Consider the following 18,211-nt stretch of genomic DNA (forward strand, 5'->3'; position numbering starts at 1 on the left):
GGCCAAGTCTCCGACTACCTTGAAAAAACGGATCAAATCATGACCATGCGTTACCTTCCTGGCATTCTTGCCATGGCGGCTATTGTTGTCGCTTCCAATATTCTTGTGCAATTCCTGTTTGGCCAATGGCTGACTTGGGGTGCATTTACCTATCCGCTCGCCTTCCTCGTCACCGATGTGATGAACCGTGTTTATGGCGTTGCCGCCGCACGTAAGGTGGTGTTCGCGGGTTTCCTTGTGGGCGTTGCCTGCTCGATGATCGGCACCCAAATTATGGGTGAGTTTGGACCGCTCGTGACTTTGCGGATTGCTCTCGGGTCTGGCCTTGCCTTCCTGACGGCGCAATTGCTGGATGTTGCGATCTTTGATCGCCTGCGCAATGGCAGCTGGTGGAAAGCACCTGTTGTGTCCACCGTTATCGGCTCCTCGGTGGATACGGCCTTGTTCTTCACAATCGCCTTTGCTGCCAGCTTGACCTTCCTAGAGCCAGCCAATGATGTGTCTTGGGCGGGTGATGTTTTGCCGATCCTCGGCTTTGGTCCAATGGCCCCGCTTTGGGTGTCTTTGGCGGTTGCTGATTGGCTGGTCAAACTGTCGCTTGCTTTGATCGCTTTGGCGCCGTTCCGCCTCATCACGCGAAAACTTTTGGCACAGGTTGCGTAAAAACTTTTGACAAACACAAAATATGTGGCAACCTCCTATTAACAGCAACGTAGTGAAAGGAGGTGATCCAGTGTCTAGAGAGGTATTGGAGAGAGGAATCGGAACAGTCAGGGAGGTGCGCCTTTAAGCAGCCTTGAAGGCGACTTACCGAACTGGCTGGGCAAGGTCCTAACCGATCCCGCCTCCTATTTTCTCGAAAGGGCCACAGCGATGCTGTGGCCCTTTTCGTTTCATTTGATCACTGGCTGGTATGGGCAAGAAAAAGCCCGCCAGATTTATGCTGGCGGGCTTACTTCAAAATCGCAGTCGGAACGATGACTCTAGAAATCCAGATTCTCGACATTGAGCGCATTGGCTTGAATGAACTCGCGCCGTGGTTCCACGACATCGCCCATCAGCTTGGTGAAGATGTCATCAGCCTCGGCCAGATCATCAACCTTCACTTGCAGCAAGGTCCGCGCATCAGGGTCGAGGGTGGTTTCCCAAAGCTGGTCAGGGTTCATTTCACCCAAGCCCTTGTAGCGCTGCAAAGACAGCCCTTTTTCACCCTCGGTCAGGATCGCCGAAAGCAGCTCGGTTGGTCCGTAGATGACCTGCTCACGCTCTTTGCGGGATAGTCGGGCGGGGTCGTAATAGACCTCACGCGTGTCCTTGGAGACAGAGGCCAGCTTGCGCGCCTCGCCTGAGCGGAGCACCGCACCGTCCAGCGTGCGGACTTCTTCCACACCACGCAGCACTCTGCTGAGGCGAATACCATGATCCTGCGTGATCCGGCCCTGCCAGCCACGCTCATATTCGACGGCCACGAGATTGAGGCGCTTGGCCACGTCATCAGCCACACGCTGCAAATCGGCATCTGCGCGGCCTGCATCAAAGGCCCCAGCAATGGCGGCTTGTTCAAGGATGCGGCGGGGGTAATGGGTTGGGAAAGCATCCAGAACACGCTTGAAGCTGCGTGCCCCTTCGACAACGCGGGCCAGATCGGCACCTGCGATTTCCTCACCATTGGGAAGGCGCAACACGGCACCATCGACACCCATCTGGATCAGGTAGTCCTCCAGCGCGGATTGATCCTTGAGGTAAACCTCGGATTTGCCGCGGCTGACCTTGTAGAGCGGCGGCTGCGCAATGAAGAGATTTCCCGCCTCGATCAAATCAGGCATCTGGCGGAAGAAGAAAGTCAGCAGAAGCGTTCTGATATGCGCGCCATCCACATCCGCATCGGTCATGATGATGATCTTGTGATAGCGCAGCTTCTTCAGGTTGAACTCATCCCGTCCGATCCCTGTTCCAAGCGCCGTGATCAGTGTGCCGATCTCTTGGCTCGACAGCATACGGTCAAAGCGCGCGCGCTCCACATTGAGAATTTTACCACGCAGCGGCAGAACTGCTTGGTTCTGACGCGACCGCCCCTGCTTGGCAGACCCGCCAGCCGAGTCACCCTCCACGAGGAACAGTTCGGATTTGACGGGGTCTTTCTCCTGACAATCGGCCAGCTTCCCCGGTAGCGAGGCGATATCCATCGCGGTCTTGCGGCGCGTCAGATCACGGGCCTTACGCGCTGCTTCACGGGCCACGGCGGCTTCGATGATCTTGCTGACGATCGTCTTGGCCTGTGTCGGGTTTTCCTCAAACCATTCGGCCAGCTTTTCGTTCATGAGGTTTTCAACCGCAGGGCGGACCTCGGAAGAAACCAGCTTGTCCTTGGTCTGGGACGAGAATTTTGGATCGGGCACTTTGACCGAGAGAACACAGGTCAGACCTTCACGTGCATCATCACCCGTAAAGCTGACTTTCTCGCGCTTCGCGATGCCCGAGCTATTGGCATACATATTGATTGTGCGGGTCAGAGCACCGCGGAAGCCCGCCAGATGGGTGCCGCCATCGCGCTGCGGAATGTTATTGGTGAAGGGCAGGACATTCTCGTGATAGCTGTCATTCCACCACATCGCGACTTCAACCCCGATGTCGTCCCGCTCGCCTGCGATAAAGATCGGCTCTTCCATGACGCTGCTTTTTGAGCGGTCGAGATATTTTACAAACTCCCGCACACCGCCGTCATAGAACAGCTCGGTCTGGAGAGGCTCGGCAGGGCGTTCATCCACCAGAATGATCCGCACGCCTGAATTGAGAAACGCCAATTCGCGCAAACGGTTTTCCAGCGTTTTGAAAACATAATCGAGGTTCGAAAAGGTCGTGGTCGAGGCCAGAAAGCGCACTTCGGTGCCCTTGCGGCCATTTGCATCCCCGACAACTTCAAGATGCTTGACGGTATCGCCCCGCTCGAAGCGGGCGTGGTGTTCTTTGCCATCGCGCCAGATCCGAAGATCAAGCCAGTCCGACAGGGCATTCACAACAGACACACCCACGCCATGAAGACCGCCAGACACCTTATAGGAGTTCTGGTCAAACTTACCGCCCGCATGCAATTGGGTCATGATGACCTCGGCCGCTGACACGCCTTCTTCCTCATGGATGCCCACGGGAATACCACGGCCATTATCGCTGACGGAAACGCTTGAGTCGGCGTGAATGGTGACGGTCACGGCATCGGCATGGCCCGCCAAGGCTTCATCGATGCCATTGTCCACAACCTCATAAACCATGTGGTGAAGACCCGACCCATCGTCGGTATCGCCAATATACATGCCAGGGCGCTTGCGAACCGCATCCAACCCTTTGAGAACTTTGATAGAATCGGCACCATAATCTTCTGGTGCGGGCGCGTTTTCGGCCATTGGAAACCCTGCGTTAATTTCAATCAATATATATACATGTAACAGGGGAATGTCACGCCTTAGCCCCAATATTTAGCGGTTGGTCAGGGCAATCACGATGGCCACACAGATCAACAGGGCACCGGCTAGCTGATTGGTGCGTTTCAACGCTCCGGGGCTTGAGATCAGCAGCCTCGCGCGGTCAATGAAGACCACAAAAAAGAAGTTCCCCACCAGCGGCACAATCATCGAAACCGAGGCGATGATCGCGATATCCAGCAAGGTCAGACGTGAGAGATCAAAGAAGCCCGGAAGCATGCCCATATAGAATAAAATCGCTTTCGGATTGGCGAGGATCGCGGCCATCCCGGCAAGAAAGCCCGCCCAAAGACCAGGCTTGTTCAGCGATGAGTTTGCATCAATGCTTGCATCGGCATGTTTGATCAACGCTCCACCCAAAATGGTGAACATGACCACCGCCACCCATCGCAACACCTCCATGACCCAGTCGAAACTGCCAACCACCCATGCCAGCCCCAAAATCGCCAGCACCGACCAGACCGTATCGCCCAAAGCGACGCCCAACATCACGGGCAAAGCCCCCGCCACCCCATAGGCCAAGGTGCGCGCTGCCAAAGCCAGCCAGACGGGGCCAGGTGTGAGAAACAGAACGAATAAAGCCCCTGCATAGAGGGCAATTTGTGCAAGGCTAAGCGTCATTCCATGGGCGGGATGGTGATCGTCCCATCGGCCTCAACCGTCCAGAACGGGTTATGCGCCAATTCCCAAACATGGCCATCGGGGTCGGCGAAATAGCCTGAATACCCGCCCCAAAAAACAGCCTCAGGGGTTTTCAATGAAGTCGCGCCTGCCGCAATCGCCTGCGCAAAGGCGTGATCCACATCCTCGGGTGTCGTGAAATTCTGCGCCAATGTGATCGCGCCCGTCTCAAGCGTCATGCCAGCACGGCCCTGATCTTCGGCCAAGGCGGCCTTGCCGAACAAACCCAAAGCCATGCCCGCCATTTGGTAGAACACGACCCCTTCGGTCCAAGATGTCTCTGCCCAACCAAGGGCTGCATAAAACGCCCTTGATCTGGCAAGGTCATCGACGCCGAGAGTGATCAAATTGATGCGCTGCGGTGTCATGCCTTTTCCCCCAAAATGGCCGAGATGCCATCGGTCTCGTTCACTTCGATATCCTGCGCCCTTGGGCCCAGTTCCGCAAATAATTCCTGACCTGTCCCAGTCATCCAAGCCTGTGTACCAAGCGCGGATATTTCATCAAACAAGGCGGCCCGCCGCGAGGCATCAAGATGGGCGGCCACCTCATCCAGCAAAACCAAAGGTGCTGCACCCGTTTCGGCCTTAAGCGCACGCGCATTCGCAAGGATCAGTGAGATCAACAACGCCTTCTGCTCCCCCGTGGAGCATTGCTTGGCCTCAACGCCTTTGGCAGTGAATACAGCATTCAAATCCGTCCGATGCGGCCCCAGAAGGCTGCGCCCTGCTGCCATGTCCTGTGCACGGTTTGCGGCAAAGGCGGTGGTCAAATCAGATACCGTTGCAACAGGCTCGATCTCTTCCAGCGACAGATCAGCTGTGGGAAAGGCCGTCTGCGCATCTTGCTGCGCCAGCTGCAAACGCGACAGCGCATCCTGACGGTTGCGCGTGATCTGCACGCCTGTTTCAGCCATTTGGCCTTCCAAAGCGCCATACCACGCAGCATCGCGTATCTGGTCCTTCAAAAGGCGGTTGCGCTCCCGCATGGCTTTTTCATAGCTCAGAACCGCCTCGGCATGATCAGGGGTAAAGCTCATGGTCATGCGGTCCAGAAAACGCCGCCGCCCCTCTGCCCCTTCGATCCAGAGCCGATCTTGCGAAGGCACCAGCCAGATAATGCGCAACAACCGCGCCAATGCGGTTTGCGGGGCGGGCTTGCCATCGATCATCACATTACGCGCGATCCCTGGCTCGGCCGTGATCTCTACCTCGTGTTGGCCGTCAGATCCCATCAACACAGCCTTGATCTTCCAACCAATGGCTTCGGGCCTACGAATGATCTCTTCCGCCCGCGCGCGGCGCAACCCACGACCAGGTGACAGCAAAGACACTGCTTCCAGAATATTGGTCTTGCCGGCCCCGTTCGGCCCGAAAATCGCAACGGGCCGTGCATCAAGGGAAAGCCGCGCCAGCTTATGGCTGCGAAAATGCGACAGCGTCAGTGACGATAGAAAAAGGCCGCTCATGCTGCCTCCTTCTCTATCCTGAAAATACTCCCGCCGGAGGCAAGACCCTTATCGCGCGCCACGTCTCAGACGCGCATTGGCATGACGACATAGACCGCGCTGGTATCGTCACCTTCTTGCATCAGGGTCGGATCGCCTGCTGAATTGAACAGGAAGACAGCGTTTTCACGGTCAACTTGGCTCGCGATCTCAAGCAGGTATTTCGCGTTGAACCCGATTTCCAGCTTTTCGTCATTATAGGCGACGACCAATTCTTCCTCGGCATTGCCCGCATCTGGTGCGGTGACCGAAAGGATCAAACGATCCTCATCCAGTTGCAGTTTCACGGCACGCGAGCGCTCGGAGGAAACTGTCGCCACACGATCAACTGCCTTGGCGAATTGAACTGCATCCACTTCCATCTTCCGCGTATTCCCTGTGGGGATCACACGGGCATAATCAGGGAAGGTCCCGTCAATCACCTTCGAAGTGAGCGTGATTTCAGGCGTGGCAAAACGGATCTTGGTCTCGGAAACGGAGACGGCTATCGTTGCCTCGTCATCATCTAGCAGTTTGCGAATCTCGCCCACAGTTTTGCGCGGCACAATCACACCGGGCATGTCTTCGGCGCCCATTGGCAGGTCTGTATCAACACGAGCCAAACGGTGCCCATCTGTTGCAACAGCGCGCAGCACTTGGCCGTTCTCGCCATCGGCTACGTGAAAATAGACGCCGTTCAGGTAATAGCGGGTCTCTTCGGTCGAAATTGCGAATTTCGATTTGTCGAACAATCGACGCAATTCTGGAGCCTTGGACGAGAAATTGGCGGAATATTCCGTCGTCGACATGACAGGGAAATCTTCACGCGGCAGTGTTGCCAGCGAGAAATTGGACCGACCAGCTTCCACAGTCAGCCGACCCGAAGCGCCATCATCGCTGAGTTGCACCAACGCGCCATCGGCGAGTTTACGAACGATTTCATGCAAAGTGACCGCCGAAACGGTTGTCGCGCCTGCGCGTTCCACCTGTGCAGGCACTTTATCGACAACCTCGATATCGAGATCGGTCGCACGGAAGGACACATCGCTGCCCTCCGCCTCGATCAGGACATTCGCGAGAATGGGGATCGTGTTGCGACGTTCAACAACCGATTGTGCTTGGCTGACCGCTTTGAGAAGCGCCGCGCGCTCGATCGAAAATTTCATGCCCTCTGCTCCGACATTTAACGGGGCGGAGAGATTACCCTCTCCACCCGCAGGCTCAAGTGTTTTGTTGGAGTGTCAGCCTTACCGCGCGAAGGTCAATGGTATTTGTCCATTTTCCTGAAATTCGCGCGCCTTAAGCCTCCAGCAGACGCCGTAAAAGCTCGGCATCTTCTGCAATCTGGTTGTCTTTGGCCATAAGCTCTTCAATTTTGCGGACGCCGTGCAAAATTGTGGTGTGATCGCGACCACCGAATTTGCGCCCGATCTCGGGCAAGGATTTGGTCGTGTATTTCTTGCAAAGATACATGGCCATCTGGCGCGGACGCGCGATGGTGCGGGTGCGGTTCGGGCTCATCATATCGGATTGGCGCAGCTTGTAATACTCGCAGGCCTTTTTGATGATCTCATCCATCGTGACCTTGCGGCCCGTTGCCCGCAGGATGTCCGACAGGCTTTCTTGCGTCACATCAAGGGTGATCTCGGTGCCAACCAGATCGGCAAAGGCACAAAGACGGGTCAACGCGCCTTCCAAGACCCGCACATTCGACGAAACGCGATGTGCGATAAATTCAAGCACACCATCGGCCATCTTGATATCGGGATAGCGATGGCGTTGCTGGTCCATCTTGGCTTGCAGAATGCCGAGGCGCAGTTCGTAATCTGTCGGGTGCAGATCGACGACCAGACCGCATTGCAGACGTGACGCGATGCGATTGTCGAGGTCTTCCATATCAACAGGCGCGCGATCACCGGAGATGATGATTTGCTTACCCATTTCAACCAAGGCGTTGAATGTATGGAAGAATTCTTCTTGGGTGGAGTTTTTGCCAGCAATAAACTGGACGTCATCCACCATCAAAACATCAACTGAGCGGAACATCTGTTTGAAGCTGATCGTGTCTTTCTCGCGCAGCGCGCGCACAAAGCGATACATGAACTGCTCGGCCGAGAGATAATGGATGCGCAGATCGGGCCGTTTCTCGCGCAGCTCCCAAGCGATTGCATGCATGAGATGCGTCTTGCCCAAGCCAACGCCGCCATAAAGGAACAGCGGGTTGAAGGATACGGGTCCTCCCTCAGCCACACGGCGCGCGGCGGCATGGGCCAGTTCATTGGGTTTGCCGACAACGAAATTGTCAAACACATGAAGCGGGTTGAGGTTTGATCCAGGCAGATTCTCCCCCGCGAAGTCAGAAGTATGTTTCGCAACAGGGGCGGGCGCGGGCTGTGGTGCCGCTGCGCTCGCTGGGGCGGCTGTTTTGGCGCTGCCATCGGATTTGAACTCGACGCGGTCGACTTTGACGCCCGCGGAAATCAGGTGGCGCAGAATGAGATCACCGAAATTTTGCGAAACCCAAGTGCCGAAGAAATTGGTCGGAACGAGAAAATGCGCGATCCGGTCTTCAGTCGTATGAAAAACGATGGGGTCTATCCATGCTTTAAAATTATTGACGCCAACGGATTGCAATAATTCATCACGCACCAAACCCCAAGTTTCATTCGTCATCGTTAACCCACTTCTTCTTTTTGATCGCAAATATGCAATCTTCGCGCCATCTAACTGCGGCGCTCTTGAACCTATTCATGCTTATCAAGACGGCCTGCAAACCTTCGAACAAGATGATGCAGATCGCATCATGCCCCCTTGTTCAAAAGTCTTGGACAAAAGCTTGAGAGGCGTGACAGACACACCGACAATCAACAAAAGTCAGAAGATGCGGCCCTGTTGTTCCGCTCCGCTCCGATTCCATCGATTTCACAAACTTTGGGTTACCAGACATTTTTGGGTATATCGCTTGCCTGACCGAACTGGTCAGTCGTCGATATGGTGAACTATCGGATATTGTGCCCGAAACCACCAAACACAGACCTGAGATTTGCAATCTGCAAACTCCCGCGCAGCTTTTGGACAGGTGTCCAATACTCGCGGGCCGAGGCCCGTGCTTACCCTAAATGTCCCCCCAGACAATTTGAATCGCTCAGAGACACTAGCGGGAAGATTGGCGCGCTCGCAACCAATCTTCGCGCTTGACTCTAACCTTAATGAAAACCGAATCCCGGCCAGCAGGGTTAGCGCTTTGATAGACAACAAATTTCAGTCACAAAAAAAAAGACGCCCCATGCGGGACGCCTTTAAAACAAGGGCAATAATTGGGTCGGCTTAATTGCCGAGAGCCTTGACCCGTGCCGAGAGACGCGAAATTTTCCGCGCAACGGTGTTCTTGTGCAACACACCCTTTGTGACGCCGCGCATCAGTTCGGGCTGTACTTCGATCAGGGCGGCTTTTGCAGCTGCCTGATCACCGGACGCGATTGCTTCTTCTGTTTTACGCAGGAAGGTGCGGATACGCGAACGGCGTGCTTTGTTTACGGCAAAGCGGCGCTCATTCTGGCGGGCGCGCTTTTTTGCCTGAGGCGAATTAGCCATGGTTCAGTTCCCTTTCGTCGGGTCTCAATAGTGTTTCTATAGCGCATTGAGCCCCAACGCCGGGTTTTGGAACCGGCCGAATCTGGCCTTGGCGGGCCTCACGCGCATGTATCGCGGCGGTTTAAGGGACTTCGCCCTAAAAGAAAAGCCCCAAATGCTGGTGATTATTTATCGCGGAATTGCGGCTCGCGCTTATCGAGGAAGGCATGCATCCCCTCTTTCTGATCTTCGGTTGCGAACAAAGATTGAAACAGCCGCCGCTCGAACAAAAGGCCTTCGGCTAAAGTTGTCTCATAGCTGCGGTTCACGGCTTCTTTGGCAGCAACCACTGTCAGCGCCGATTTCTCAGCGATTTTTTGCGCGGTCGCCATGGCCTCTTCGATCAGCTTTTTGGCAGGCACAACGCGGCTTACAAGGCCTGAGCGTTCCGCTTCATCAGCGGTCATGAAGCGGCCTGTTAGATGCATATCCATCGACTTTGATTTGCCAACAAACCGTGTGAGCCTTTGTGTGCCGCCGATGCCAGCGATCACACCAAGATTGATCTCGGGCTGGCCGAATTTCGCGTTATCCGCGGCGATAATGAAATCACACATCATGGCCAGTTCACATCCGCCACCAAGGGCATAGCCTGCAACGGCTGCAATGATGGGTTTGCGGCAGCGCAGCAGGCGGTCGGTATCTTCGGTGAACATATCCTCGGTGAAGACATCCACAAAGCTTTTGTCGGCCATTTCCTTGATATCAGCGCCAGCGGCAAAGGCCTTCTCGGAGCCTGTCAGAACAATCACCCGTACCTTATCGTTGCTGTCCGCTGCTTGAACCGCTTTGCTCAATTCGCCGAGCAATTGACTGCTCAAGGCATTCATGGCGTCGGGGCGGTTCAGCTTGATCAAGCAGATATGATCTTCAATTTCGACGATCAGCGTCTCGTAGGCCATTCTGGTATGTCCATATTTGGTCTGTTTCAGATGCGCAGGCTTAACAGTCTGGACCCCATGATCAAGCTATCTTTGGCAATGGGGGCAGTAGAAACTAGATCGTCCCGATTGGGTAATTCGTAGAATTTGTTTTTTACATCCGTCAGTTACGCAAGCCTCGCTCTCGCGGCCATAGACGCGGAAATTATGCTGAAAATACCCTAATTCGCCATCCGTTTGGCGGTAATCCCGCAGGGACGAGCCGCCCGATTGAATCGCTTCCTCCAGAATCTCGCGGATGATGGGCACCAAGCCTGCCACGCGCCGCGCTGAAATCTGGCCTGCCATTTTCTTTGGCGAAATACCTGCACGAAAAAGCGCCTCGCAGACATAGATATTCCCAAGGCCCGCGACGATTCGTTGATCAAGCAGGGCTGATTTTATCGGCGTCTTGCGCCCTTTCAGGCGTGTGACGAGATGCGTGTCATTGAAGGCATTCCCAAGTGGCTCGGGCCCCAGTTTCGACAAAAGCCAATGGTCGTCCTGTTGCGCTGTATCCATCAGGTCCATCGCGCCAAAGCGGCGGGCATCGTTGAAAGTGATCCGCGCGCCCGTTTCCATATCCAGTATGACATGGTCATGCTTGCCGATCGCTTGGTGCTCATGGTGGAATTGGCCAGGCGTGTCTTGTTCGCCTTCAGGGGTTGAGATCAGCATCCGGCCAGACATACCAAGATGGATCAAAAGCGTCTCGCCCGTATCGAGATCTGCAAGAATATATTTGGAACGCCGCCGCAATTGCGTGATGACAGCCCCTGTCAGGCGCTCGGCCATCCGTTCTGGAAAGGGCCAGCGCAAATCTGGCCTGCGCACATCTGCGCGGGCGATTTTGATGCCTGACAGGACGGGTTCAAGGCCGCGACGGACTGTCTCGACTTCTGGAAGTTCGGGCAAAGCGGGCTTTCCTTGTCTTCGGGCCGCATTGTAACGGCGTCTGAGGCCTCTATAAGAAGGGGCAGGATGAACGGAGGGCAAGGGCCCATGAGCGATAAGACAAACAGCACCACCCATTTCGGGTTCCAAACTGTCGATGAAGACCAAAAGGCCGGCATGGTGCATGGCGTCTTCACCAATGTCGCCAGCCGTTATGACGTTATGAATGATGTAATGAGCGTTGGCATCCACCGTATCTGGAAAGATGCAATGATGGACTGGTTGGCGCCACGGGCTGGTCAAAAGCTGCTCGATGTCGCGGGCGGCACGGGCGATATCGCGTTCCGCTTCCTCAAACGCGCGCCCGAGGCGCAGGCAACTGTGTTCGATATGACGGAATCAATGTTGATCGAAGGCCAGAAACGGGCCGAGGCCGAGCGGATGTCGGAAAAGCTCGATTGGGTGGTCGGCGATGCGATGGACCTGCCTTTTGAGGATAACAGCTTTGACGTTTATACGATCAGCTTTGGCATTCGGAATGTCACCCGCATCCCTGATGCGCTCTCGGAGGCGTTTCGCGTCCTGAAGCCTGGTGGTCGTTTGATGGTGCTGGAGTTCAGCCAATTGCCGAATGCAGGGCTGCAGAAACTCTATGATCTTTATTCCTTCAACGTGATCCCGCGCATGGGTCAGATGATCGCGAATGATCGCGACAGCTATCAATATCTGGTCGAGTCGATCCGGAATTTCCCTGATCAAGACAGCTTTGCCGCGCTGATCAGAAGCGCAGGTTTCGAGAATGTGAGCTACCGCAATTTCAGCTTTGGCATCGCTGCCTTGCATAGCGGTTGGAAAATCTAGCGCGATGCGGGGTCCTCATAACATCTGGCGGGTCATCCGCACGGGCGCCACATTCGAGCGTACGGGGGCCATGCGTGTCGCGCTGGAGGCGATGAACGCCCCCCGATCCTTGCGAATCGCGGCGCGTGTTCTGGGGCTTCCCTTTGCATGGCTTGGATTGAAGGGCGACACTAACCTTCCGCCCGTCCCGCGCGCGCTGACCGCGCTTGGGCCTGCCTATATTAAATTTGGTCAAATCTTGTCGACGCGTCCTGATTTTATTGGCAATGAACTCGCATCTGAATTGCGGGTCTTGCAGGACCAACTGCCACCTTTCTCAAATGAGAAAGCCAAGCGGGTCATCGCCTCCGAGCTTGAGCGCCCTTTGGAAGAGGTGTTCTCGGAGTTTTCCGAACCGATTGCGGCCGCTTCCATCGCGCAGGTCCATCGCGCGCGATTGGCCGCGACGGGGCAGGATGTTGCCGTGAAGGTTTTGCGCCCCAATATCGCGCGCGCCTTTCGCAAGGATGTAGATGCGTTCTTTTTGATAGCCTGGCTTGTGGAAACACTTTCGCCGTCCTCGCGTCGTTTGCGCCCCCGTGAAGTGGTCGAGCATTTTGACAGCGTTGTGCAGCTGGAACTTGATCTGCGGACCGAGGCCGCCGCCGCGGGTGAGTTTGCAGCCAACACAGCCAAAGACGATGGTTTCGAAGTGCCCCATGTTGTTTGGGGCCTGTCGACGCGGCAAGTGATGACGCTGAGTTGGGCCAATGGGCTTCCTCTTGGTGATAACCAAGCGATTGAGGCAGCGGGTCATGATAAGCGCGCGATTGGGGCGCGTGTCTTGCAGATGTTTTTGCGCCATGCCCTGCGGGATGGATATTTCCATGCTGATATGCATCAGGGAAACCTGAAAGTCGGCCCCAATGGCGAGATTATCGCGCTGGATTTCGGCATTATGGGACGGCTCGATGAATATACGCGCCGCGTTTACGCCGAGATTTTGATAGGTTTCATCCGCAAGGATTACCGCCGCGTCGCCGAGGTGCATTTTGAGGCAGGCTATGTCCCTGCCGACCGCGATATTGATCAATTTGCGCAAGCCCTCCGCTCGGTCGGGGAGCCGATTTTCGGGATGGATGCCAGCCAGATTTCCATGGGGCGTTTGCTGAGTTATCTGTTCGATGTGACCGAGAAATTCGGCATGGAAACCAGAACCGAGCTGATCTTGCTGCAACGCACGATGGTGGTGGTTGAAGGTGTGGCGCGCTCGCTTGATCCGCATATCAATATCTGGGACGTCGCCAAGCCGATTGTCGAAGATTACATCGCCAAAAGCGTTGGGCCCAAAGCCGTTCTGACCGATATGTTCAAGACCGCCCGCGTGCTCGCGCGCTTTGGCCCGCGCTTGCCGCAACTGGCCGAGGCCGCCCTTTTGGCGCAGGTCAATCCGCAGCCCGAAAAACCGCGCCGCCGTTGGCCCGAAAGGCTTGGCTATGCAGCGATTGGGTTTGGATTTGCAGGGGCGATCGTGGCACTGGCGCAATTGTTCTAGGAATTGGGCACGCGTAAACCTTGCGCCTCGGAGGCGCGGATATTCGCCCCGCCTGAAAGGGTCAGCCACACTTCGCCGTCTTGCAGCTTCGCCTCGGTGACGCGCGAATAGGTGAGGGCTGAACGCTCCTCCAAAAGGGTTTCACCTGCATAGGCGCGGGTGCTGAAGCTATAAAGCCCTTGCCCCAAAGGGTCACCCGAATTGCCGACACCTGCCCAAGTGAAATTGCTGTCACCAATCGGGATCGGCAAAGTCTGAACAGGCAGGCCGTTTTCATCGCTGACAACCAGCTCCATGCGATCGGCTTGCGCATGCGGAACCGCCGATAGCGTCAAGGGTGTGCCGGTAAATTGCGCAGGCGCGCTGGCGCGAACCTCCATCCCGAGCCAGTTTGCAAATTGCCCCATTTCTGAGGCCGCGGAATTGGTTTGAAGCTCTTGTAGCAAGTCATTTGTGCGCACCTGCTGCTCAACCCCCGAAAAGGTTGCAAGTTGGGTCGCAAATTCGGTCGATTCCATCGGGTTGAGGGGGTCTTGGTTTTGGATTTGAGTTGTCAGCATGCGCAAGAACGTCTCGAAATCCGAGGAGATCACAGGCGCGGCGGATGCGTTGCTGGTGCTGTTGGAGGATAGGGTTGTTGTGTTTTGAAGGGGTTCCATTCTGGTGCCTTTCTACAAACGCAGATCAAGACCATTGGTCTTGGATTGGGGAATTGAAGATGCAGGGCTATTGCTCGGCTCAGACAGCGATGAAGGCGTATCTGTGTGCTGAAGATCGCTCTGCTCGGCTGCCTTGCCCTGCCCGCCATCCTGAAACGAAAACTCGGACCCAGCCAAACCAGATTGCGCAAATTCCTGCGCCAGCAGATCGGCATTTCGACGAAGCAGATCGAGGGTTTCTGGCCTATCCGCGATCACTGTCTTTGAGATAAGTCCAGTATCCATCTGCGAAAGAACCATCCTGACGCGCCCAAGTTCGGGCGGGTCGAGGGCAATTTCGGTCACCTGATCATGCGTGATTTGGGTGCCGTTTGGCATAACGGCTGAAGCGATCTGAGACATGATCTGCGTAGGCGGGGCGGCCGTTACAGTCGGGGCGGATGGAGTGGTAATTGGACCTGCCTGAGAGACAGGTCCAAACATCAAATCTGGCGTATCCTCGCGCGCGGCGATTGCCAAATCTGGCTGATGCAGAAGCGCGGGGTGAAGCGTGGCGGGGCGCTCAACCTTTGGCATTGAAGCCTCAGGCATTTGAACGGTGCTCGGAGCTTTGGTGTTGGTTTCGGTTTCTGAAACAACCACGTCAGGGGAGAGTTCGCGGTGCGGTATTTCAGGGCCGTGATCCCGCTGAGCCGCGGCTTTTAGGTCAAGCCTTGGGGTGGGCTTTTCCACCTGTGGTAGCAGCGAGGCGCGAGTTGTTTGCTCAGTGGATTGTGTCTTGGTTGGTAATTCAACTGGCACAGATTGCCGTGGATCGGCGCTGAGAGGTGGTGCTGGCTCAGGTCGGATATCTGAGACAATTGTCTGTGTCTGTGTCTGTGTCTGTGTCTGTGTCTGTGTCTGTGTCTGTGTCTTTGTCTGTGTCTGTGTCTGTGTCTGTATTGGCTCAGTAGGTGCACTGGCAGGTGCTTGTTTTGGCAGCGCTGCCACCAAGACATCTCTGTTTTCTAATTTTATTGGCAAAAAGGCGCTCGTTTGCGCCTTATCATCGATAGGGGCTTGGCCTCTATTATGCGTGACTGGTTCATTGGGATGAGGCTCGGGCTTGTAGTGAAGACGAGGCTTTTCAAGCGGTGGCATCAGCTCAACATCTTCCATCTGAGCTTCTTCTCTCGGCGTAGTGGGGATGCCTTTCACTGACGTTTCAGTCACACCCTCATTTTGCGGCCGCGTGAACGAAGCGGTTGGGTTACTTACAGAAACTTCCGCCTTTGGTGCTGCCTCAATTGGTGGCAAGGGGTGCGCACCGCCAGTGGGTATGGGCGCTTCGCCCTGCTTTTGAGGACCCTCCATCGGTATTCGCGCGCTAAGTTTAGGTGCTGTCGTTTCAGTCGCCTCGGTCAAGATAGGGTGGGCGTCGCTCCCTTGAAGAGGTGTCAGCCTTGCAACCTCCTGCTTGGGCAATTCACGAAGCACAGGTTGCGTCACCTCCGGTTCACGGCCCGTTCCACTCACAGGCAGATCAATGCCGCCTTCTGGTAGGGGAGGGGGTGTGTTGATCGAACTGGCAAAACTGATCGGGGGCTGCTCAATCGCCATTTGCTGGATATCAGGTAGCGTTAGCGGGCCCTCACCAAGGGGCAGCGGGGCGTCTTCAAAAAGCGCCAAAAACTCGGCACTTCCTTCACCAGCCTCAAGGTTTTCAGGTTCGGAAACCTGATGCTCGTTGAGCATGGCGCTGAGCATTTGAATTGGGACCATGTCCTGCCTCTGTCATCCAAGACCTTCTGTCTTGCTGCAGCACAATTCCATCGACGCCTTACCAAATCTTTACTCTGTGCCGCGATGATCGGGAAAGTTGCTTCGAATTGAAGGCATTTGAGGATGGATGTGGATCAAGTTGCGCCGCCGCGGGTTTCGGCAGGCCATGAAGTGGAGCGTATGCGCGAAGTTGCCCGAGAGCTTGAGGCAACCTTTCTGGCCGAGATGCTCAAACAAGCCCGTTTCGGTGAGGCGCGGGGCGCCTTTGGGGGCGGTGAGGGGGAGGAGCAGTTTTCATCTATGCTACGGATGGAGCATGCCCGCGCCCTGACCGAGCGTGGGGGGATTGGTTTGGCTGAAACGATCTTCAGATCGCTCCTGCAACGCGCGGAGGCACAGCAATGATCGCGCCGCGACCAATTGATCGGCTTTTGCAAAAGCTGGACGGCCAGAGAGAGGCCCTGCTCGCGGGCGATCTCGCGGCGGCTACTGCCGATATGGACGGGTTTGAAAAACTTATGCGCATGCTGAACAAGTCCGAAGTTGGATCAGATGCGTTGCAACGCGTGCGTGAGGCGGCAAAGCGAAACGAAACCCTTTTAGCCGCCGCGCGTGCCGGGGTGATGGCCGCCAGAAATATCCTACGCCCCGAACAGGTTGCGGGGTTTCGTAGCTATACAGCGCAAGGCAGATCAGACGTGATCGGCGGCGCGCATTCCAAACTCGAAAAACGCAGCTAAAACGCAGCGCGTTAAAATCCGAAGCAAACTCGTTTCAAATGCTCTCGAAAAGAGGTTTTTTCTTAGCGAGTTATTAGAGCTTTCATCCCAGTTTCACCCCTGCACCGAGGGGTGGCGTGTTCGGCGAATTTCTCCGGATACAGGCGTCAGAATGGCGTAGAGCCTTGCTGCTTTGCGAGGCCCTTACACGACGCAAACAGGCGTCAAAACGGATGAAAGGAAGGGCGACATGTCCAGCATTCTGACCAATAACAGCGCAATGGTTGCGCTGCAGACACTGAAATCGGTGAATACGAATCTGCAACAGGTTCAATCCGAAATCTCTACAGGTAAATCTGTGGCCTCTGCCAAGGATAACTCGGCGGTTTGGGCTATTTCCAAGGTAATGGAATCCGATGTGAAAGGGTTTCAGGGCATCTCTGAATCGCTTGCTCTTGGGCAATCGACGGTCGCAGTGGCACGCAATGCAACCGAGACGGTGACCGAGCTTTTGACCGATATCAAAGGCAAGATCGTCGCGGCGCAAGAAGACAATGTTGATCGGGATAAAATCCAGACAGATGTCGATGCTTTGCGGGATCAAATCAAATCAGTCGTTGGTGCGGCCCAGTTCAATGGCCTGAATCTTGTGCAGGGCACAGATGACGTGAATATTCTGGCTTCGCTTGACCGTGCCTCGAACGGGACTGTTTCTGCCTCGAATATTACTGTTGCGCGGCAAGATATGGGCACCACGGCAGGGACCAACGGTGTAGGATCTGGCGGAACAAACCTGTCGGGGCAAATTCTTGATGCGGCAAGTGGCGGGACTTATTCAGGCGGCACTGTATCGGCGACGGGCAATACAGCTGTCATCGAATTTGCCCAGACCACGGGTTGGGACACCGGTGATACAACCTCGATTTCGATTGCTGGGCAAAGCGTAAGCTATACCGCTGCGGCTGATAATCAGACCGAAACAGCGGCGCGTGACGCCTTGCTGACAAGTCTGCAAGCGCTTGACCATGAGGGTATTTCCTTTTCGGCGAATTCAACCAACCAACTTGTTGTCACCTCTACTCGCGCTTTTGAGGGCGTCGATGTCGCCATTGACGATTCCGGCGTTTCGGGTGGCGATGGCAATGCCTATATTGAAACGATCAATGGAAGTGCAACGACCAACACGACCACGGAAACAGGTTCGGTTGCACAACGTGCCGAAGAGGTTTTCTTCTCCACCGCCAGCAGCGTGGAGGAAGGAAATAGTTATCAGGTCTCGCTTGGTGGAAATGCATATTTCTACACCGCAGGCAAGGGTGAGGATTTTACTGATGTTGCCCGTGGATTGAAGATTGCGGTTGATAGTGCCGATTTGGAAGGCGTGACAACACAGGTCGAGATCAATCAAACCACCGGTCAGGCCAGCCTCAAAATCGATACGAGTGGTAGCAACCTAATGAGCAGCCCCACATGAGTGGTCCAATTTGAAAGTTAGTGCATGATCGGCCTTTGGTCCATCGGGATGATGGCTTCGGGCGCTGGTGGGCGGTAGCCCAATGCACTGTGTGGTCGCTTGGTGTTGTA

17 protein-coding genes are annotated in these 18,211 nt (G+C 55.4%); 6 read left to right on the plus strand and 11 right to left on the minus strand.

Features of this window, described 5'->3' with window-relative positions; translation table 11 throughout:
* The first annotated feature begins 39 nt into the window (after positions 1-39).
* Positions 40-663: a queuosine precursor transporter gene (locus ACTYEO_RS06900; protein WP_449322979.1), complete on the plus strand. Its 624-nt coding sequence runs from the start codon at positions 40-42 to the stop codon at positions 661-663.
* 320 nt (positions 664-983) lie between these two features.
* On the opposite strand, the gene gyrB is transcribed toward ACTYEO_RS06900, so the two are convergent.
* The 9 genes from gyrB to mutM form a co-directional block, all read right to left on the minus strand.
* On the minus strand, positions 984-3,401 hold the full coding sequence (gene gyrB / locus ACTYEO_RS06905) for a DNA topoisomerase (ATP-hydrolyzing) subunit B (RefSeq protein ID WP_449323011.1): 2,418 nt from the start codon (positions 3,399-3,401) through the stop codon (positions 984-986).
* Between the two features lie 72 nt (positions 3,402-3,473).
* Positions 3,474-4,100 (minus strand): LysE family translocator, encoded by a 627-nt coding sequence (locus ACTYEO_RS06910; protein ID WP_449322980.1) that lies wholly within the window; start codon positions 4,098-4,100, stop codon positions 3,474-3,476.
* Positions 4,097-4,528, minus strand: coding sequence for a VOC family protein (locus ACTYEO_RS06915; protein WP_449322981.1), 432 nt, complete (start codon positions 4,526-4,528; stop codon positions 4,097-4,099). Before ACTYEO_RS06915 ends, ACTYEO_RS06910 begins: the two co-directional genes overlap by 4 nt.
* Complete coding sequence (recF, locus tag ACTYEO_RS06920; RefSeq protein WP_449322982.1) at positions 4,525-5,628, minus strand: DNA replication/repair protein RecF; 1,104 nt, start codon at positions 5,626-5,628, stop codon at positions 4,525-4,527. The genes ACTYEO_RS06915 and recF overlap by 4 nt, the downstream gene beginning before the upstream one ends.
* 65 nt (positions 5,629-5,693) lie before the next feature.
* Positions 5,694-6,812: a DNA polymerase III subunit beta gene (dnaN, locus tag ACTYEO_RS06925; protein WP_449322983.1), complete on the minus strand. Its 1,119-nt coding sequence runs from the start codon at positions 6,810-6,812 to the stop codon at positions 5,694-5,696.
* A 133-nt stretch (positions 6,813-6,945) separates the two neighbouring features.
* Positions 6,946-8,319, minus strand: a complete 1,374-nt coding sequence (gene dnaA, locus ACTYEO_RS06930; protein ID WP_449322984.1) for a chromosomal replication initiator protein DnaA — start codon at positions 8,317-8,319, stop codon at positions 6,946-6,948.
* A 654-nt stretch (positions 8,320-8,973) separates the two neighbouring features.
* Positions 8,974-9,240, minus strand: a complete 267-nt coding sequence (gene rpsT, locus ACTYEO_RS06935; RefSeq protein WP_449322985.1) for a 30S ribosomal protein S20 — start codon at positions 9,238-9,240, stop codon at positions 8,974-8,976.
* A gap of 164 nt (positions 9,241-9,404) precedes the next feature.
* Positions 9,405-10,181, minus strand: a complete 777-nt coding sequence (locus ACTYEO_RS06940) for an enoyl-CoA hydratase (RefSeq protein WP_449322986.1) — start codon at positions 10,179-10,181, stop codon at positions 9,405-9,407.
* Between the two features lie 66 nt (positions 10,182-10,247).
* Entirely contained in the window at positions 10,248-11,114 is an 867-nt protein-coding gene (gene mutM / locus ACTYEO_RS06945) for a bifunctional DNA-formamidopyrimidine glycosylase/DNA-(apurinic or apyrimidinic site) lyase (RefSeq protein WP_449322987.1), read from the minus strand.
* Positions 11,115-11,201: 87 nt separating this feature from the next.
* On the opposite strand from mutM, the gene ubiE reads away from it, so the two are divergent.
* Together ubiE and ubiB are read left to right on the plus strand one after the other, a co-directional pair.
* Positions 11,202-11,954, plus strand: a complete 753-nt coding sequence (ubiE, locus tag ACTYEO_RS06950; RefSeq protein ID WP_449322988.1) for a bifunctional demethylmenaquinone methyltransferase/2-methoxy-6-polyprenyl-1,4-benzoquinol methylase UbiE — start codon at positions 11,202-11,204, stop codon at positions 11,952-11,954.
* A 4-nt stretch (positions 11,955-11,958) separates the two neighbouring features.
* Positions 11,959-13,488 (plus strand): 2-polyprenylphenol 6-hydroxylase, encoded by a 1,530-nt coding sequence (ubiB, locus tag ACTYEO_RS06955; protein WP_449322989.1) that lies wholly within the window; start codon positions 11,959-11,961, stop codon positions 13,486-13,488.
* Here the strand turns inward: ubiB and ACTYEO_RS06960 are convergent.
* Positions 13,485-14,147 (minus strand): flagellar hook capping FlgD N-terminal domain-containing protein, encoded by a 663-nt coding sequence (locus ACTYEO_RS06960; RefSeq protein WP_449322990.1) that lies wholly within the window; start codon positions 14,145-14,147, stop codon positions 13,485-13,487. The genes ubiB and ACTYEO_RS06960 overlap by 4 nt on opposite strands.
* Before the next feature lie 12 nt (positions 14,148-14,159).
* Positions 14,160-15,908, minus strand: coding sequence for a flagellar hook-length control protein FliK (locus tag ACTYEO_RS06965; protein WP_449322991.1), 1,749 nt, complete (start codon positions 15,906-15,908; stop codon positions 14,160-14,162).
* A 123-nt stretch (positions 15,909-16,031) separates the two neighbouring features.
* On the opposite strand from ACTYEO_RS06965, the gene ACTYEO_RS06970 reads away from it, so the two are divergent.
* The 3 genes from ACTYEO_RS06970 to ACTYEO_RS06980 all read left to right on the plus strand — a co-directional run bounded on the left by ACTYEO_RS06970 (position 16,032) and on the right by ACTYEO_RS06980 (position 18,101).
* Positions 16,032-16,313, plus strand: a complete 282-nt coding sequence (locus ACTYEO_RS06970; protein WP_449322992.1) for a rod-binding protein — start codon at positions 16,032-16,034, stop codon at positions 16,311-16,313.
* A complete protein-coding gene (locus ACTYEO_RS06975) occupies positions 16,310-16,648 on the plus strand; it encodes a hypothetical protein (protein ID WP_449322993.1) in 339 nt (112 codons plus the stop codon). Before ACTYEO_RS06970 ends, ACTYEO_RS06975 begins: the two co-directional genes overlap by 4 nt.
* A gap of 229 nt (positions 16,649-16,877) precedes the next feature.
* Complete coding sequence (locus ACTYEO_RS06980) at positions 16,878-18,101, plus strand: flagellin N-terminal helical domain-containing protein (RefSeq protein ID WP_449322994.1); 1,224 nt, start codon at positions 16,878-16,880, stop codon at positions 18,099-18,101.
* The last annotated feature ends 110 nt before the right edge of the window (positions 18,102-18,211 follow it).

The organism is Rhodophyticola sp. SM2404, from assembly GCF_053570515.1.

What these genes read in the sequence shown, in the direction of transcription:
- dnaN (WP_449322983.1), bottom strand. Translation starts at nt 6,812, where the DNA reads ATGAAATTTTCGATCGAGCGCGCGGCGCTTCTCAAAGCGGTCAGCCAA.
- ACTYEO_RS06910 (WP_449322980.1), bottom strand. Translation starts at nt 4,100, where the DNA reads ATGACGCTTAGCCTTGCACAAATTGCCCTCTATGCAGGGGCTTTATTC.
- ACTYEO_RS06900 (WP_449322979.1), top strand. Translation starts at nt 40, where the DNA reads ATGACCATGCGTTACCTTCCTGGCATTCTTGCCATGGCGGCTATTGTT.
- ubiB (WP_449322989.1), top strand. Translation starts at nt 11,959, where the DNA reads ATGCGGGGTCCTCATAACATCTGGCGGGTCATCCGCACGGGCGCCACA.
- gyrB (WP_449323011.1), bottom strand. Translation starts at nt 3,401, where the DNA reads ATGGCCGAAAACGCGCCCGCACCAGAAGATTATGGTGCCGATTCTATC.
- ACTYEO_RS06975 (WP_449322993.1), top strand. Translation starts at nt 16,310, where the DNA reads ATGATCGCGCCGCGACCAATTGATCGGCTTTTGCAAAAGCTGGACGGC.
- recF (WP_449322982.1), bottom strand. Translation starts at nt 5,628, where the DNA reads ATGAGCGGCCTTTTTCTATCGTCACTGACGCTGTCGCATTTTCGCAGC.
- ACTYEO_RS06980 (WP_449322994.1), top strand. Translation starts at nt 16,878, where the DNA reads ATGTCCAGCATTCTGACCAATAACAGCGCAATGGTTGCGCTGCAGACA.
- ACTYEO_RS06970 (WP_449322992.1), top strand. Translation starts at nt 16,032, where the DNA reads ATGGATGTGGATCAAGTTGCGCCGCCGCGGGTTTCGGCAGGCCATGAA.
- ACTYEO_RS06960 (WP_449322990.1), bottom strand. Translation starts at nt 14,147, where the DNA reads ATGGAACCCCTTCAAAACACAACAACCCTATCCTCCAACAGCACCAGC.
- ACTYEO_RS06915 (WP_449322981.1), bottom strand. Translation starts at nt 4,528, where the DNA reads ATGACACCGCAGCGCATCAATTTGATCACTCTCGGCGTCGATGACCTT.
- ubiE (WP_449322988.1), top strand. Translation starts at nt 11,202, where the DNA reads ATGAGCGATAAGACAAACAGCACCACCCATTTCGGGTTCCAAACTGTC.
- dnaA (WP_449322984.1), bottom strand. Translation starts at nt 8,319, where the DNA reads ATGACGAATGAAACTTGGGGTTTGGTGCGTGATGAATTATTGCAATCC.
- ACTYEO_RS06940 (WP_449322986.1), bottom strand. Translation starts at nt 10,181, where the DNA reads ATGGCCTACGAGACGCTGATCGTCGAAATTGAAGATCATATCTGCTTG.
- rpsT (WP_449322985.1), bottom strand. Translation starts at nt 9,240, where the DNA reads ATGGCTAATTCGCCTCAGGCAAAAAAGCGCGCCCGCCAGAATGAGCGC.
- ACTYEO_RS06965 (WP_449322991.1), bottom strand. Translation starts at nt 15,908, where the DNA reads ATGGTCCCAATTCAAATGCTCAGCGCCATGCTCAACGAGCATCAGGTT.